The organism is Parabacteroides sp. TM07-1AC (assembly GCF_003480915.1).
Classification (GTDB): domain Bacteria; phylum Bacteroidota; class Bacteroidia; order Bacteroidales; family Tannerellaceae; genus Parabacteroides; species Parabacteroides chongii.
The window spans coordinates 177,397-194,716 of record NZ_QUKD01000003.1; the positions used below are offsets into that span (position 1 = coordinate 177,397).

10 protein-coding genes are annotated in these 17,320 nt (G+C 43.4%); 2 read left to right on the forward strand and 8 right to left on the reverse strand.

Annotated features, from left to right (window positions below; all coding sequences use genetic code 11):
- Positions 1 to 57 precede the first annotated feature (57 nt).
- From frr to pyrH, 7 genes are all read right to left on the reverse strand, one after another.
- Complete coding sequence (frr, locus tag DXD68_RS08500; protein ID WP_122361222.1) at positions 58 to 621, reverse strand: ribosome recycling factor; 564 nt, start codon at positions 619 to 621, stop codon at positions 58 to 60.
- Positions 622 to 970: 349 nt separating this feature from the next.
- A complete protein-coding gene (locus DXD68_RS08505) occupies positions 971 to 2,134 on the reverse strand; it encodes an MFS transporter (protein WP_122361223.1) in 1,164 nt (387 codons plus the stop codon).
- 2 nt (positions 2,135 to 2,136) lie between these two features.
- Entirely contained in the window at positions 2,137 to 3,006 is an 870-nt protein-coding gene (locus DXD68_RS08510; protein WP_122361224.1) for a carbohydrate kinase family protein, read from the reverse strand.
- A gap of 36 nt (positions 3,007 to 3,042) precedes the next feature.
- Positions 3,043 to 4,929, reverse strand: coding sequence for a DUF4980 domain-containing protein (locus tag DXD68_RS08515; protein WP_122361225.1), 1,887 nt, complete (start codon positions 4,927 to 4,929; stop codon positions 3,043 to 3,045).
- 19 nt (positions 4,930 to 4,948) lie between these two features.
- On the reverse strand, positions 4,949 to 7,249 hold the full coding sequence (locus DXD68_RS08520; protein WP_199715613.1) for a TonB-dependent receptor: 2,301 nt from the start codon (positions 7,247 to 7,249) through the stop codon (positions 4,949 to 4,951).
- 338 nt (positions 7,250 to 7,587) lie between these two features.
- The gene (locus DXD68_RS08525; RefSeq protein ID WP_122361227.1) at positions 7,588 to 10,305 is read right to left on the reverse strand and encodes a substrate-binding domain-containing protein; all 2,718 of its coding nucleotides are present in this window, start codon (positions 10,303 to 10,305) and stop codon (positions 7,588 to 7,590) included.
- A gap of 241 nt (positions 10,306 to 10,546) precedes the next feature.
- Positions 10,547 to 11,257, reverse strand: a complete 711-nt coding sequence (gene pyrH, locus DXD68_RS08530) for a UMP kinase (protein ID WP_122361228.1) — start codon at positions 11,255 to 11,257, stop codon at positions 10,547 to 10,549.
- A gap of 409 nt (positions 11,258 to 11,666) precedes the next feature.
- Here pyrH and DXD68_RS08535 point away from each other — a divergent pair, with 409 nt between their 5' ends.
- Together DXD68_RS08535 and DXD68_RS08540 are read left to right on the forward strand one after the other, a co-directional pair.
- A complete protein-coding gene (locus tag DXD68_RS08535; RefSeq protein ID WP_122361229.1) occupies positions 11,667 to 11,888 on the forward strand; it encodes a hypothetical protein in 222 nt (73 codons plus the stop codon).
- A gap of 205 nt (positions 11,889 to 12,093) precedes the next feature.
- Entirely contained in the window at positions 12,094 to 12,522 is a 429-nt protein-coding gene (locus DXD68_RS08540) for an Hsp20/alpha crystallin family protein (protein ID WP_199715596.1), read from the forward strand.
- 232 nt (positions 12,523 to 12,754) lie between these two features.
- Here DXD68_RS08540 and DXD68_RS08545 read toward each other — a convergent pair whose 3' ends face one another.
- On the reverse strand, positions 12,755 to 16,747 hold the full coding sequence (locus tag DXD68_RS08545; RefSeq protein ID WP_122361230.1) for a DUF6383 domain-containing protein: 3,993 nt from the start codon (positions 16,745 to 16,747) through the stop codon (positions 12,755 to 12,757).
- Positions 16,748 to 17,320 lie beyond the last annotated feature (573 nt).

Genomic DNA, 17,320 nt, shown 5'->3' on the forward strand with positions numbered 1-17,320 from the left:
TAAAAGACAATTAGCTAATTATAACTGTCAACTGTCACTTGTCAACTGTCAACTAATTTATACGGTCATTATTTCTTTTTCTTTAGCAGCGTAGAGGTCATCTACTCTCTTGATAAACTTATCGTGTATCTTCTGGACTTCTGCCTCAGTATCTTTAGCCACATCTTCAGGAGTACCGTCTGCCTTCACGCTTTTCTTTACCGCTTCGATGGCATCGCGACGGGCGTTACGAATACTGATCTTAGCTGTTTCAGCCTCCTGTTTGGATTGTTTAGCCAGGTTACGACGGCGTTCCTCCGTCAGCGGGGGAATACCCAAACGAATAATTTCACCGTTATTTTCCGGAGTGATACCGACTTCCGAGTTCAGGATCGCTTTTTCAATTTCTTTGATAAGAGGTTTTTCCCAAGGAGTGATAATAATCGTCTTTGCGTCCGGGGTATTCACTGATGCCACGTTTGAAAGTGGAACAAGACTTCCGTAATAAGGGACTTTCACTCCGTCAAGAATTTTCGGATTCGCCTTTCCGGCACGGATATGAGCTAACTGTTCGTCAAGATAATCGATTGCGAACGACATTTTCTCTTCTGCTGACTTTACATACTGCTTGATATCTGCCATAACTGATTGATATTTTGTTTTCTTTTTTTTCGATAAACAAAAGTACGAAAGTTTTTGAACCTAGCAAATAAGTAGAAAATGATTATTTAGGCTTAATGAAGATCAAAACACTATTAGGGAACGCAGATGACGCAGAATACACAGAGTTACGCAGATTTTTTATTTAATAATCAATATAATCTGCGTAACTCTGCGCTTTGTCTGCGTATTCTGCGTTCCCTAATAGTGGCTTTAACATGCCTTCGTTCATTATAAGCCATCATCAACTAAACATAGTTTCCAAGAGGAACAACTACGAGGAAACTGTAATAAGCCGACAAACAACCGATTAGCTCTTTTCCATAAATCCTTATTGTTTCAACTTCGGACAAAGGGCCGCCAAATACAAAACTCCTATGCCTAATACGATGATTGCTCCCATCTGCGAAGCCATTGCATCGGAAAGGAAACCCATGAAAAGCGGGAAAACCGTTCCACCAAACAAACCCATAATCATCAGACCGGATATTTCATTCTTGCGCTGCGGCATGGATTGAAGAGCCTGCGCGAAGATGATAGAAAACACATTTGAGTTGCCGAAACCAATCAGTCCTATACATATATATATGATTTCCTTGCTGTCGAAAAAGGAAAGACCCAACATGGCCGCCAGCATCATCAATACGCTGATACCGAAAAACAGCTTTGCCGACATCCGCGTCAGTATAAAAGCTCCGAGGAAGCATCCGATGGTACGCAGAATAAAGTACAGACTGGTAGCGAAGGAGGCCTCATGGAGCCCCATCCCCAAACGCTCCATCAATATCTTGGGAGCCGTCGTATTTGTACCCACATCGATACCGACATGGCACATGATTCCGACAAAGCACAGCAAGATAAAAGGTTTACCCAGTAGGGCGAAACATTCGCCAAACGTAGAAGGCTTGCCCTCCGGCTTCTCCTCCTCAATCTGCGTAGCTCCGAGCAGAAAAATGGCAACGACTGCCACCACCATATAGATGGGGAAAAGTACCCGCCAGCCCAATCCGAAGGAAGGGATGGCCGCCGTAGCTCCCCACATAGCGATATACGGGGCCAGGAAAGAGGCGATTGCCTTCACAAACTGTCCGAAGGTCAAACTACTGGCCAGCTTGTCACCACTGATTATATTCGACAATAACGGATTCAGCGAAGTCTGCATCAGTGCGTTACCAATTCCTAACAACGAGAAGGAAAGCAGCATCATCAAATAACCATCACCGAAGATGGGCAAAAGCAGCGAGAAGAAAGTCACAACCAGGCTGAGCAACACCGTTTTCTTTCGTCCGATACGGTTCATCAACATGCCGGTCGGCACGGAGAAAATCAAGAACCAAAAGAAGACCAGCGAAGGGAAGATATTCGCTTCCGAGTCCGTCAGATTCAAGTCGGCCTTTACGTAATTGGACGCAATGCCAACCAGGTCTACAAATCCCATGGCAAAGAATGCCAGCATGATAGGGATTAGTTTGAGATATAAGCCTTTTCCGTTCATAATCAATCTTTATTAGGATAAGGAGGCCATGCGCCTTCCTGCGTACAGACGAAAGCAGCTGTTTCGACTGCCGTCTGATGGGCTTCGCGCAATGACTTACCGGTTAATACAGAATAGACAAATGCTCCGGAGAAGGAGTCGCCGGCACCCACCGTATCGGCCACCTCCACGCGGGGAGTCGGGATAGTAGACACTTCATCGGCTGTATAGATTGAGCTGAAGGCACAACCGGCTGTCAGAACCAGATATTTCAGATTATACATCTGAAGTATCTGCCGACAAACCTCATCATCAGAGCCTTCCAGCTTACACATATCGCGAAGCAAGACCAGCTCTTCATCATTAATCTTAAACACATTCGCCTTGTGAAGCAAGGTTTCAATCAGTTCTTTTGAATAATAGGACTGACGGATATTGATATCGAAAAAGCGCAAAGCGTCTTCGCGGGCATACGACAATAGAGACAGGATGGTTTCCTTCGAGGCCTGCGAACGCAAGGCCAGCGTTCCGAAACAGATGGCATCTGCCCTCTTTATCAGGTCGATAGATTCCTGCGTCAGCGGGATATGGTCCCAGGCTACGCCTTCAATGATGGTGTAAGTCGGGATGCCTTCCTTCAGTTCTACCATGACGCTTCCGGTGGGATATTCCACTGTCCCCAGACTGTTGGAGATATGATTCTTTTCCAGTTCCTGAACAATCTCCGTTCCGGAAAGGTCATTTCCTACTGCGCTGATGGCGTATCCTTCGGCACCCATCTGGGTGGCATGATAGACAAAGTTGATAGGCGCACCGCCTGCTCTTTTTCCTGTTGGCAAAACATCCCATAGGAGTTCGCCGATACCGACTACGATTGGCTTCTTATTTTCCATGATATAACTTTTTATGCGTTGACAGATATGTGTGTATTACAGTGCTAATTTATACAATTTCAGTGAATCAACCTGATAGGAGCCATCTTTGCTGTAGAAGTGCAGGCTGTTGTAAGGTTCGTTGGGGAAGACAAGGTTGGTCATTGCGACCTTGCCGCCATCCAGGAATATTTCGACAGAACATTTATCAACATAAATTCGGAGTGAATGTTCCTTGTCGGCAGAGAGCGGTCCCCAGGTTGCCAGAGCAAAGTCGTCTACGTAATTGATTGAGTTGGCGATCCGGTTGTCGTGTGCTTCCTTTTCATGCGGGATGCTGTTCTTTCCAAAATCGACGATGCCGCTATGCACTCTGTCCATTACCAGCTTTCCTGTTGTCTGATCCAGGTAAATATCTACATATTCGCCTTTGCTGTTCATCAGTTTGAAGCCGGCAACACCAGAACCGTCTACAGACACCTTCATATCTATTTCGAACGCACCGTCGTTGTTGTCGAACAACGTGTTCATTTCGACTTCCTTGTCTGCCTGTACGGCGAAGTTATCAATTTCCTTTGTCTCCTTGCGGATGGCATCCAGTTCCTTTATCGGGTTAACGGCCAGATAGACATTCTTTCCTTCTGAATACATAGAGAGTTCGCGAGGCAGGGCATTGGCACTGCGGAATTGCTGCGTAGGAACGATGTTGGCATACTGCCAGTTGCTCATCCAGGGCATGGCAATGACACGGTCGCCCGTATTGGAGAAGCAGACGGTTGCATAATGGTCTTTTCCCCAATCCATCCATTTCACCTCTTCCGGTTTCGTATCGCAGATAAATTCTTTTCCGTTGAAATCGCCCACAAAATACTGAGTGGCAGAGCCGCCGAACAGACAGCCAGGGTTGATATTCACAATCAAGGCCCATTTCTTGTTGTTTACATCTCCGTTTACCGGCAGTTCAACCATATCCGGACATTCGAACTGGCTGGGCTGCACGCCGTAACCTTCACCGAAGGCACTCATATACGTCCAGTCCTTCAAATCTTGTGAAGAATAGAAACGCATTTCCTTATCGGCAGAAACAATCATAACCCATTTTTTTTCAGGAGCATACCAAAATACTTTCGGGTCGCGGAAATCCTTCAAGCCGTCGAACGGAGTCAGGATTGGGTTCTTTTCATATTTGGTGAACGTACGTCCGTTGTCGCTGCTGTGCGCCATACATTGTATCTGACCGTTCTTATCGCTGGCAGAGGTATAGAAAGAGACGATTTCGCCGGCACCATAACCTGCCGTATTATCCACATCCACCACTGAGCTGCCGGAAAAGATATGTCCCATCGTATCGCGGGCAAGGGCTGCGGGAAGATGCTCCCAATGAACAAGGTCGCGGCTGACGGAATGCCCCCAGTGCATATTGCCCCATACGGAACCATAGGGATTATACTGGAAATACAGATGATATTCTCCATCCTTGTAAACCAAGCCGTTCGCATCATTCATCCAACCGTAGAGCGGCGAATGGTGATAAAGCGGGCGGAACTGGTCACGGTTGCCGGTATCGAACGTATCAGACAGCTTCATTGCTTTCCAGCAAAGTGCATCTTTCGGGGCTTTCCGGATACGGATAACGGTTTCCTTAGCGCCTGCCGGCAGTTCGAAAGGCACGAAATAGTCTGTTTTCTCCTTGGCCAAACGGACATCCATCTCGGTGTCGGCCGGATTACCGGTGATAAGGCAGACCTGGTTTTCGGCAGAACGCTCTTCTACCGGCAGCAACAGATATTTAGCCGGCTGAGTGATACGGACAAGCGTAAGGGTGTCTCCCTGCTGCTCCAATGTAAATCCCTGGTTAGAACCTGACTGGCAGGAAGCCAAACTGAGTGATACGGCACAGGCCATCAAGAAATTCTTGCTGATATTCAAAACATTTGTTTTCATTATGATAATAGATTAATTGTTAAAACGTAATATTTGCACTAAACTCTACTGTGAAAGGACGGATATAGCTACCGGCCATCCATTGTCCGTTATGCTTGGCGGCATCTTCTTTCTTATCCAGTTCCGCACCGGAGATGCTACCGCGTGCACCGGTTTGATTCAGGATGTTGACTACCGTAGCACCCAGGCTAAGATACTTATTTACCTTGTAATTGACACCTCCGAACGTCTCCCAGCGACCATTGAAGTAATAGGCATTATTGATGTTCGCATAGGTCTTGCTGAAATAGCGGGCACTCAACCAGACTCTAAAATCCTTATACGTATAGCTTGGGTCGATTTCAACCAATACCTTCGGTATTTCCGTTACAATATTTCCCGTTGCATTGATGCCGGCATAGCTGCCGTCGGAGAAGCTGACACCTGTTTCATACTTCTTATAGGTCGGATTCTGATAGGTGAAGAGGAAATGCAGGTCGAAGCCTTTGAACAGCTTGGCAATCAAGTCGGTTGTCCAGCCAATTGTCTTGATGTCGTAGCTAAGTGGGGCGGCGTTAATATCCTGGCTGTTATTAGGATTTATCAGATTCAGTGTCGAGTTGTTGTTCGTCTTTCCGATATAAGAGAATAAAGAAGTCAGGCTCAGCCAGTTGTTGTTGTAATAGATACCGGCACGTCCCAATGGGATGGCAACCTTTTCTACGTTCGGCAATTCCGACGGGGCAAAGCTGGAGATTGTCGGATGCTGGGTATTATAGGTGAAATCGCCGGTAAAACCAAACTGGTCAGTCAGTTTGTAAGTCAATGCAAAGGTATAGACCTGGTTGAACCAGTTATAATCGAAATCCTGCGGAGTGATGGTTCCGGTCTGACCGTTCTTATTATAGGTGGCTCCTAAATGATAGTTGGCGAAACGTCCCAATACGCTGTCTCCTCTCAGATAGATGGCGGCGTTCTGTCCGTGCATCTTCTGATATTCAAAACGGGCACCGTAGTAGACGTTCAGCTTGTCGTTGATGTCCCAGTCGTGTGTAAAATAGAGGGCCAGCTTGTTTTCGTAGCCTTTGTAATATTCGGAAGCGTTCTTGTTGAAGTCGTAGTAAACGCCGTCGGTGTTTCCATCCTTAATCAGGCGGCTGGGATATTCCTCAACTGTATGGTCGAACATAGTCGTGTTGGAAGCGTAATCAATTTTGTAATGCCACTGGTTCAAGCCAATACGCCAGGTTCCGTTAGTATATTCGCGGGAGAGTTCGGAGGTAAGGAAGGCTTCGTCGATATTCCCACGGTTCAGGCAGGACATACGGCTCTGCACATAGCCCTCGTAGGGTTTCAGATTGCCTTTCACATCTTTGAGGAAATAGCCGTCGGCAGCTGTTTTCTGAGCTATAGCCATTGGAGTCTGGTAGACATACGAGCCTAGGGCATGGTCGTATTTCGCGTTGACAATCCATTTCATGCCGTTATCCCACTTGTAAGAATGATGCAGGCTGATTTGATTACCCTTGTTTAGAGAAGCGTCATAAAGATTAGTCTTTTTCAGTTCGCCGGAACGCATATCCATGTAGACCATCTCCCCGGTGGTCGGCAGATAAGAACTGGTTCCCAACTTAAAGCCGGGGATTTCCTTCACGCTACCGTCGCCCACATAGATAAACGGGGCACTGGTAGCGGCATTCGACGGCCAGCGGCTGTTGCTGTAATGATAGATGACCGACAGCTCGCCACGGTTCTGATTATAGCGTTTGGTAATGGCAGCTTTGTAGATTTGCGTCCGGTCCTGGTTGGAGGCAAAGCGCAATTTGAATGTGCCCGGGTCGAAATCCTGGTAAATACTTCCGCTGTAATACCAGCCTTTACCGGCATTGCCGCTGATGGTCAGGTCGAACTGTTGTTTGCCGAAATGGTTTGTATTATAGTTCAGCTTGCCTTGGAACTTCTCCGTACCCAACTGCGTTTGGGAGTTTACGGCATATCCGATATTACCGGTCGTGATGGCTGTTTCCGAGATTTTCAGCAATCCGACATGGCCCAGGCTGCCATCGCCACGCCAATGTGTATTCACATTATGAGGATTGGAGTTGTATACAACAGGGAGTCCGTTCTCCAGTACATTGACATCTCCCCCCGGCAATCCGATAGAAATCTCACGGGGTCCATTCGCACTGGATGCATTCAGCATCACATTACGGCTATTCGTTTCGTTCGATTTTTCTTTATTAATCTGAACTGTGTCTTTCACGGCTTCCTGTGCATACGTCACTGCTGTGGCAGTACAGCCGGCGAGCATTAATAAGAAAGACTTCTTCATGGCAATCATGGCAACTGTTTTCATATAGAATGTTTTAATGTTTGTTTCGTGGTAACAAGTTTACAGTTGCAAAAGTAGGGAGCCGGCAAATAAGGGAATATAACAAAACGCACGAGTACTTATACAATCGTCACATGCATGATTTTCAGTGGATAAGTATCAAATTAGTACCATAAATGTGACAAATGTACTATTCCATACAGCGGGGTAATTTTTACAATGCCTATTCTAAGACCCTAACAATAGGCATCGTAAGCACCTAACGATAGGCATTATAACACCCTTACAATAGGCAGTATAACACCTTAATGATAGGCATTGATAAAAAGGACTGTCCAAGAGCAAAATCAAATCTCCTCTGTCTGCTGATATTCCTTCGGAGTAAGATTATAGGCAGCCTTGAAGCATTTGGTAAAGTAGGCGGGAGAAGAGAAGCCGGTTTGGTAGGCTATTTCATTAATATTATATTGTCGTTGCTTTAGGAGCACAGCCGCCTTACGCAAACGATAGTTGCGAAGGAAATCGACAGGCGCCGTTCCCGTCAGCTCCTTAATCTTCCGATGCAAATGTCCGCGTGAAAGACCAAGCGTATCACTCAGTTTCTCCACATTAAATTCCGAATCGGCATACACTTCTTCTATCTGTACCAGGAAGCGACGCAGGAACAAATCATCCATATTCTCCACCTTCTCCGGTTGAGCAATCAAAAGATTACTGCCTTGCAGCTTCTTCAACAAGTTTTCACGCAGCCTCTTCTGTTCTTCAAGAATACGGATGATACGAAGTTTCACAAAGTTCATGCGGAACGGCTTCTGTATATATCCATCCGCCCCACCCGATATGCCATACATCCGCTGACGCTCGTCCGACAAAGCCGTCAGCAGAATAACCGGGATATGACTCACCGCCATATCTGTCTTTACACTACGGCAAAGCTCAAACCCATTCATCTCCGGCATCATCACATCCGAGAGTATAAGCGAAACCTCTTCCGTTTGAAGCATATCCAAAGCCACCTTTCCATTGACGGCTGTCAGCATACGGAAATTACCGGACAATTCCTTTTCCAGAAACGCCCGTACCTCATCGTCGTCTTCTACAACCAAAACAGTATACGAATATTTCTGCTCCAGCAAGGCCTTCTCCTCCGAATCATCCAGATTAGAAGCATCATACGCCAATGGAGAAACCGGCAGCTCGGTGATATACTCGCCTTTCAGCTCCGTCTTATCTTTCCGCAGTGAAAAAGAAAAGACCGTCCGCTGACCGGGAGTACTCTCCACCTTCACCTCGCCGTTATGCATCTTCACATATTCATTGACCAGATGCAGACCGATACCTGTTCCTACTCGGCTGTTCTCCGAATAGAACCGGTTGAACAGATAGGGCAGATTCTCCGGCTGTATACCGGAGCCATTGTCTTCCACTTCTATCGTCACCCATTCCTCCGATTCTTCCACAAGTACCTGGATAGCTCCGCCCTCCGGCGTAAACTTGAAAGCATTGGATAACAGGTTTACCAACACCTTCTCAATCATATCCGGGTCCACCCATATCCGACAACTCTTCATCTCCGAAGAAAAAGAATAGTTGATATTACGCACCTTCGCCATGCTGTTGAAGTAAGACTTCACTTCGTTTGAGAACGAGACAATCTCTATCTCCCGAATCTTCAGTTTCTCTTGTTTATTCTCCACTTTACGGAAGTCGAGTATCTGATTGATAACCCGAAGCAGGCGGCCCGCATTTTTATGAATCAATTCCAGGTCAGATAGATACGGGGAATCGTGCAACAGATTGAGCAATCGGTCCAAAGGGCCGAGTATTAATGTCAAAGGTGTTCGCACTTCATGCGATATATTGGTAAAGAACTGGAGCTTGGAAGCCGTTACTTCTTCTATCTCCGCATTCAGCGAGATAAGTTTACGGCGTTGCTCCTCTTCCTTTTTGTTTATCTCTCGTAGTTCACGGTTTTTGAGGCGTATCTTCCGGTTGATATAAAAGACATAGCCGGAAAGGGTGATAAAGCCAATCATCAACAGCGTGATGATAGTCAAAGAGTCTTGCAGGAAATTGAAACGATGGAAGAGGTCATCCATACGGTTTCGCTGCGTCTCGATGCGCTGCTGGTAATTACTCAGACGCTCGGCCTGGAGCAAGAGCGTGCGTGCAGCCTCCTGGTCGACAAGGCCGCTTGAAAGGGGGATGTATTTATCCACCTGTTCTCCCCGGATAAGTTGCATGGCTGTGCGGATTACCTGCTCACCGCCAGTCGGATACAGGAAGGAGACGTTAATACGTCCGTCTGCCACCGCTTCCAGGCCGGCATTGGCTACAGCGTCCATACCAATGATAGGTAGCGCCTTTCCCTTCACGGAGTCCAATGCCATGAAATGTTCACGAGCGGCAATAGCCATCATATCGTTGTGGGCATACACAAAATCAATGGGTTGGGAAAAGTCAATCTCTTTCAGTCGTCGGGCAGCAACATCATAACGCCACTCACCCTCTACCGGACGAAACGTTACATCTGTACGTTTAGCCAAAGCATCCCTGAAGCCATTGTGTCGTTCCTGAGCAGGGGAAGAGCCGACCATTCCCCATATTTCAAGCACGGAGGCATTCGGGACCAACTGTTTAGCGGCATAGGTTCCGGCGGCAAAGCCTATTTCATAGTTGTTGGCACCGACGAATGTGGTGTATTGATTCGTATTGACTTTACGGTCAGTTATAATGGTCGGGATACCTGCACGAAAAGCTTCTTCTGCTACTTCCGTTATCGGAGTCGATTCAAAAGGGGAGATAATCAAGACATCCACTTTTTGTGCGATCAGCTCCCGAATTTGTTCTATCTGACGGTCGTTGTCACTATCGGCATCCTTAATCAAAACCTGAATGCTGTCATAATTCGAAGCTTCGATACCTACGTCTCTGACCATCTGTTGCCGCCAGGCATCGTCAAGCATACATTGAGAGATTCCTATCACATATTTCTTTTCCTTATCGACCTGTGAACAGCCGGTAAGAAGGATAAAAAAGAGTAATATGGATAAGAGGTGTTTCATGGATTGGTAATTTATCAATAATGAGCCAATTTGCCAATGTGCCAATAGAGATAGCAATAAGTTCAGTATTTATCAGAATTGAGCCAATTCAAATCGTATTAGGGAACGCAGATGACGCAGAACACGCAGACGTCCGCAGACTTTTTATTTTCTTTAAAACAATATATTGTCTGCGTTTATCTGCGCTCGTCTGCGTCATCTGCGTTCCTTAATACAAACTGGATATATAGCTCACTTCTTTCTAGTTGTGTACCAATGTCCCGATATTCTCTCCGCTCATTACCTTCTTCAGATTACCGTTCGTATCCATATCGAAGACAATGATAGGCAAGTTATTCTCCTTACACATCGTAGTTGCTGTCAGGTCCATTACTTTCAGACCACGTGTATAGATTTCGTCGTATGTGATATCGGAAAACTTGGTTGCTGTCGGATCCTTTTCCGGGTCGGCCGTATAGATTCCGTCTACGCGCGTACCTTTCAGCATGACATCGGCTTCAATCTCAATGCCTCGCAAGGATGAACCGGTATCGGTTGTGAAGAACGGGTTTCCTGTACCGCCGGACATAATTACGACATTGCCCTGTTCCAATAGTTCGATAGCACGCCATTTATTATAGAACTCACCGATCGGCTCCATACGGATAGCTGTCAGAACCTTTGCTTTTACACCTTGTGCGACAAGGGCGGAACTTAATGCCAGACTATTGATCACCGTTGCCAGCATTCCCATCTGATCACCTTTCACCCGGTCGAAACCTTTAGATGCTCCGCTCAGGCCACGGAAAATATTTCCTCCACCGATCACAATTCCGATCTGTACACCCATTTCGGCAATTTCTTTGATCTGTGTTGCATATTCGTTCAGACGAACTTCGTCGATACCATATTGTTTTCCTCCCATCAGCGATTCGCCGCTAAGTTTCAGGAGAATTCGTTTGTACTGCGCCATCTTTATCTGTTTTAATTTCTAAATGTTCTGTCGGCAAAGATAATGCAAGTCGCAACTTATCTCCGCTGTAGGACAAAAATACAGAAATTCAATCAGTAAACAATATCAGGAGTTAATTATTACGACATTATTTAATAAAAGTGTATAGCGTATGTAACCGATTTGTAATATCGCCACTTTACTTTTGTTATTGAAATGAAAACACTTTATTCCTTATTTTGAAGACACTAAGAAAATAGCCAAACCTTCTTCCTAACTTTAGGTTTCCCCACTACTTTCAGCGGAAAGAGATGGGGAAACGTTGTTTTGCATAATTCTTATTTTTTCACTTCAAGCGGAAAACAAAATCTTCCGAGCTTCTGTTTCATATATAAATAGACCAGACAGAATCATTTAAAATAAAATAGTTATGAAAAATGTATTAATTGGCATTGCAGCCGGTATTGCAATTGGTTATGTACTCCGTAAAATGGAAGACGATGGTAAATTCAAATGTATTCATGATGACATGAGCGAGTTGGCAGACAGAACAAAAAAGAAATTTAAAGATGTTGTCGACAAAGGAGTCAATCAGGCTGAGTACATCGCTGACCGTGTGGAACATGTAGCGGAAAGAGCCAAAAAGAATTAACCATATTAGAAGCAAATAGAAGAATATGAAAACATTTTGTCACAAAAATAGGTAAAACAGACCTAAATACATGACAAAAAGACATCGTATTTCTTCAGGCTTCTTTGGCACGCAGTTTGTATATTGATAGACGAACAAAGGGTTCAAAAGAACCTGAAGTTCTATAAATTATTGAATGTGTAACTTAAATATAGGAGATTTAATTATGATGCCGATCAGAAAAAATCAAAATTGGTTACCGAGTGTCTTCAATGATTTCTTCGATAACGACTGGATGGAAAAAGCTAATTCTACAGCACCTGCCATCAATGTAATTGAAAGCGAGAAAGATTATAAAATAGAATTGGCTGCCCCAGGAATGACAAAAGACGATTTCAACGTCCGTATTGATGAGGATAATTGCCTGGTCATTTCAATGGAAAAGAAGAGTGAAAACAAAGATGAAAATCATAACGGTCGCTATCTGCGTCGCGAGTTTTCATATTCTAAATTCCAGCAGACAATGATATTACCGGATGATGTAGAAAAAGAACACATCAGTGCTAAAGTGGAACATGGTGTATTAACTGTGGATATTCCTAAAAAGGCTCCGGTTGAAACTGCTAAATTGCAGAGAAACATTGAGATTAAATAATCTCATAACCAATAAATGAATACCCCCCGGTGAATATTTCACCGGGGGGTATTTTTTTATCTGGTTTCTCTCTTCACAGGGATACTGGCAGATGAACTTTATTTTATTACTTTAGTATTAATACTATCACTTGTTCGCCCGTCTCAGGTTAATTGGCTGGGTTTATAGAGGCGTACAGGGAGTACGCCTCTACCGCAACCGCGTGATAATTTTAGAATTATTTCATTGTTTCTTATTTTACGATTGCTTTAACAGCAGCTTCTCCTTCAACTGATACTGCAACGAAACCTGCAGCTACGCTGATTGTTTCTTCATCTGAAGAAGCGATGCGCTGGGCAACTTTCTGACCCAATGCGTTAGTTACAGTAATTGTCTTACCGGCAGCACCCTTAACAACTACCTTACCATCGCTGGCAACTACACTGATAGCTGATACTTCAGGAGTCTTAGCATCTGTTGCCACTTCGTCAGTCGGTTCGATGTTGAAGATTTCAGTATCAAGGATAGCTTCGTTGTAATTTGCAGCTTTTGCAATTACAGGAACACCATTCTGGATCTTGATCCAACCACCCTTACCATCTGTAGGAATTGGTTTGTCACCTACTGATTCGATCAGGAAGTCGCAAGCAGGTTTATCGTCAACCAAACGCAATGCAAAGACTGCATTCTTGATACCATATTCGTGAGCAGCATTAATAGAATCACCCTTAGTATTCTTGCTAGGATCAGCATTCAATGTCCATGTTGTCATATTGTGCTTATTATCACCCAGGAAGATAGAGTCTGAAGCAACTGCATATTCAGCCAGGTTCATATCTTTACCGTGACGCATTACGATCAAAGTATCACCGATATGTTTTGCCCAAACAAATGACAGACGAGTGTACTTTTCATTCCAGATATAATCTTTACCGTTAGCAGCTAACTGTACAGAATCCTGTGCGTTAACTAAATAACGACCGATCTTATAACCCTGAGAAGGTACTTTGTGACCGCAATCACCGTGGTTAGCGATATATTCATCTGTATTATGTTCTGGATTATCAGGACATAACATACCAGCAGGAACTTCTGTTACATCTACAGCAAACATATACTGAGGCATCTTCGTGTTGTTACGTACATAAGCAGTATCAACATACAGAGCAGACAGTTTATCGTCACCCTTACCTTCTACTCCCAGGAAGTTAATTCCCTTACCTTGAGAATAAATGCTGTGAGCATCTTCATACAGATATTCTTTAGCTGTGCTGTTTACTCTGTAGATCTTAGCATACTTGTTAACATCCATATCTTTCAGACCATCTTCAGGATTAGAAACACCCAAACGACGATACAGAGGAGTATCACTTTCTTTCAAAGCAAATGTTGCAACACGTTCTTCTGAACAAGCTGTTTCAATTGAGAATCTCTGAGAAGCATCACGTACACCTACACGGTTGTAAGCATTAGTGTTACCACCAACCAAAGCATAATAGCAAGTTGTGTCACCTTCTTCTGAGATCAATTGATTGTTTTCTTTCAGATAGAAATGAGCTGCGTCTTTTACTTCTACTGGAGAAATAGCGTAAGATGCTTCATTGTCAGGATCTTCTACGATGAACTTGTTATCATTTACCAGCTTAGAGCTATCATATACACGGATTGCATAAGCTCTGTTATACAACTGAGGAGCTGCAGCACCTTCATAACCAAACTTCTGATCTTTGTCCTGAACCGGAACAAGTTCCAAAGTCACTTTTTCACCTTTCAGGTCTACATATACAGTTGTATCGGCAGCAGTTTTGTTTACATTTACATAGTGACCAATCTGAATACCGTTGAAGTAATCCATGATGAAGGATTTTCTTGAAAGATCATCCTGTTCTACTACATTATATCCCAGATATTTGTTAGTAAGCACTCCGGCAACCGGTTTCTTAACTTCAGCCTTAACCCATGCCAAAGTATCTGTACCAACTACACCTGCAAAGATTCCATATTGAGCGAAGATCTGACTTGCATCAGCACCCTTATACAACTGAACGTTCTTTACATTCTGAGCTGGGAATTCACGGTTATAGATATTAACAGTCTGTTCACCAGCCAAACCTGGATTCTGTTCAACAACCCACTGAGTACGTGGCATGTGACCGAAATCCTGAGCTTGTCCATAAAGCTGAGCTTGTTCTTCTGTTGTATATTCCAAATCGTTACCGCAGAAACTTGCAACCAAGTATTTTCCATTCAAAACTTTCTTCACATTAGAAGCTAAGTTAAAGAAGTAAACGCCTGAAGGCAAAGTTGTTCTTACATATTTAGAAGAACCATTGATAGTAATCTTCGTATTGATAGTTGAAATAGGAGTTGCACCTGCTTTGTACTCAGAGCTTCCTACTGTTACTTCACGGTGATTGTCAGCCAAAACAGCAATCTTAATCAAGTTCTGTTCGAACGGATCTTTACTTGCTGTAATTGGAACCAATGTTCCGCGAGCACCTGTTTCATCGGCTGCTGCACTTGCCTTCCACAGACCTAAATCCTTAGGATTAGTAAAAGGAGTCATATCTTCCCATTTTTCTACATTATCCGGTTTTTTAGCAAAACCAGCTGTACGGATTACAATAGAATCCTGAGACGGATACCATGTGAACTGGAAGTTATAACGACCATTCAAATCCTGACGTGTAGGATTGGCAATACTAGCTGTCGGCATGTTATCAACAAACTTTGCAGTAACCATTTTCAAATGTTTGTTACCAGCATCGCTTGTTAAGAATTCTGTTCCAACCTTCAAATAAGTCTTTTCATCAGCAGCTGTAGCATCGTTAGCTTGCAAAGAAACCCAACCTGTAGTTGTTGCCTTTGTCATCCAATCAGCAGGGAAAGTATTTGCATCTAATGTTGCTTTTGAAGCTGTCGTTGCTGCTTCTGCATTAGTTATTAAAGTAGCCAATGTAGCTTCTACAGCCCAAGGATTAGCGATATTTCTTGAAATCGCCATGTGTGCCACAGTTTGAGATGTAGCAGCAATTACATTATTATCAACGCCCCAACCACCATGAATATCTATCGTATTACAGATAAATTCATAAAAAGCTTTCTTCAATGCTTTATAAACAGGTTCATTTGCATCAAAGTTTGTAATTAATGTAGACTGAAATGCATCCAATTCTTTCAACAATTCAGTTCTAGTTGTAATCTTTGTTGTTGCGCTATTATTCTGTAAATGGAATTCATTCAATGCTTGAATAGCTTCTTCATAAGCCACCTGATTATTTGTATAATCAGTACCAGTACCTAATGCTTTTTTTATAGCCTTAAGTAAGGTTTCTGTTTGAGACTTATCTACATAGTCAAGGAAGCTCTGTGAGTAAGTAGTTATGTCAAGATCATTTCCTGTAGCAGTTGTTGCAACAAGACCTACTTTCCAACCTTTATTTGTCGGATCGATATAACCATAGTTCGCAGGGAAGCCAACCGGAGCAACTGCCTTAAATTCTTGTTTAGTAAACAAGTTGATTGCAGCAGGATTACCACCTTTCACATCTTCATCAAATGTAAGTTTCAATTTTCCGGCTTCTGTATTAGCCCAAAGCATTGAGTTCAGATCATCTACACCCAAAACGATAGCTTCCGGATCTACAGGAGCTACAGTCAATTGCCCAGTAACAGTTACCGGATTATTCAACGCATATTTCAATGCATAAACTTCATTAGTACCTTTTACCCAAGTTACAATAGAGTCATTCTTTGCACCAAAAACAGATGTCAATTCCTTTTCGTCACCACTAGCGAAACCTGCAACAGGATTATAAGCATCCTGCCATTTCCATAAAGCAACATCACCACCAACAGTTGTAGCAGAAGCAGAAGTATTTAATGCCTTCAATGCTGTTGCCGGATTAACTGCCAAAACAGATCTGGTTCCTAAGTTGATGAATGCATAACGATAACCGTCAGTCGCATTTCCCTGTACATCAATAGTCCATAAAGTGTAACGAGCATCAACGGCATCTGCTGTAGTAACAGCTTGCAGTTTATAAGTACCACCAGTTACCGGAACCATTGCAACCACTTCTCCTGCCGTACCAGTCATAAGCTGATAATAAGTACCAGCCTTGATTGCTTTTGCATACGTAGTTGATGCAGTAGCATACTTAGCATAGCTAGGAGCAGCATTTACAGTTCCAATACTTGTCGCCAGCAGGACACCGGCTACCAAAGTAGAAAACTTTTTGTTCATAAATCTAAATTTTAATATTAATAATAGTGTTAATGAAATTAGTTCTTGTTCTATCTTTTATACTCTTGTCATAATCGAATGACTAAAATAAACGATCCTTTAATCTCGTCACGTTTTTCTGATTTCCATGTGTTCGTAATCGAAAGGCTTATTTTTGTACAGACTTTGTTATTATCTTGATAAGAAAGAAGATACCTAAGTGAAATTTATTTGGAAAAGAGTTGTGGTTTCAAAAGTTATAGTTAATTTTGTTGACGGATTTAAAGGATCGTTTATTTTAGTCAGTCAAATTATCGCTCCTAGATCTTACTTTTCAAGTTATTAGAATCATCTATCCATTCATCATTTTATAGAGTATACAATTATATTAATGTACACGCGTACATTATATATAAGTTTTTTTCAATTTGGATTCAAAGTCGATATCGGCAACGTATCACATTATAATTCAACTTATTGCAGGTGACTCCGGAGTTTTATTCAGCGTCACCTACTTTCACCTAAAATAATCAAAACTCCCCCTATTACAGCAATATTATATGAGGCTAAAGAAGTTAATAGCCTATATTACAA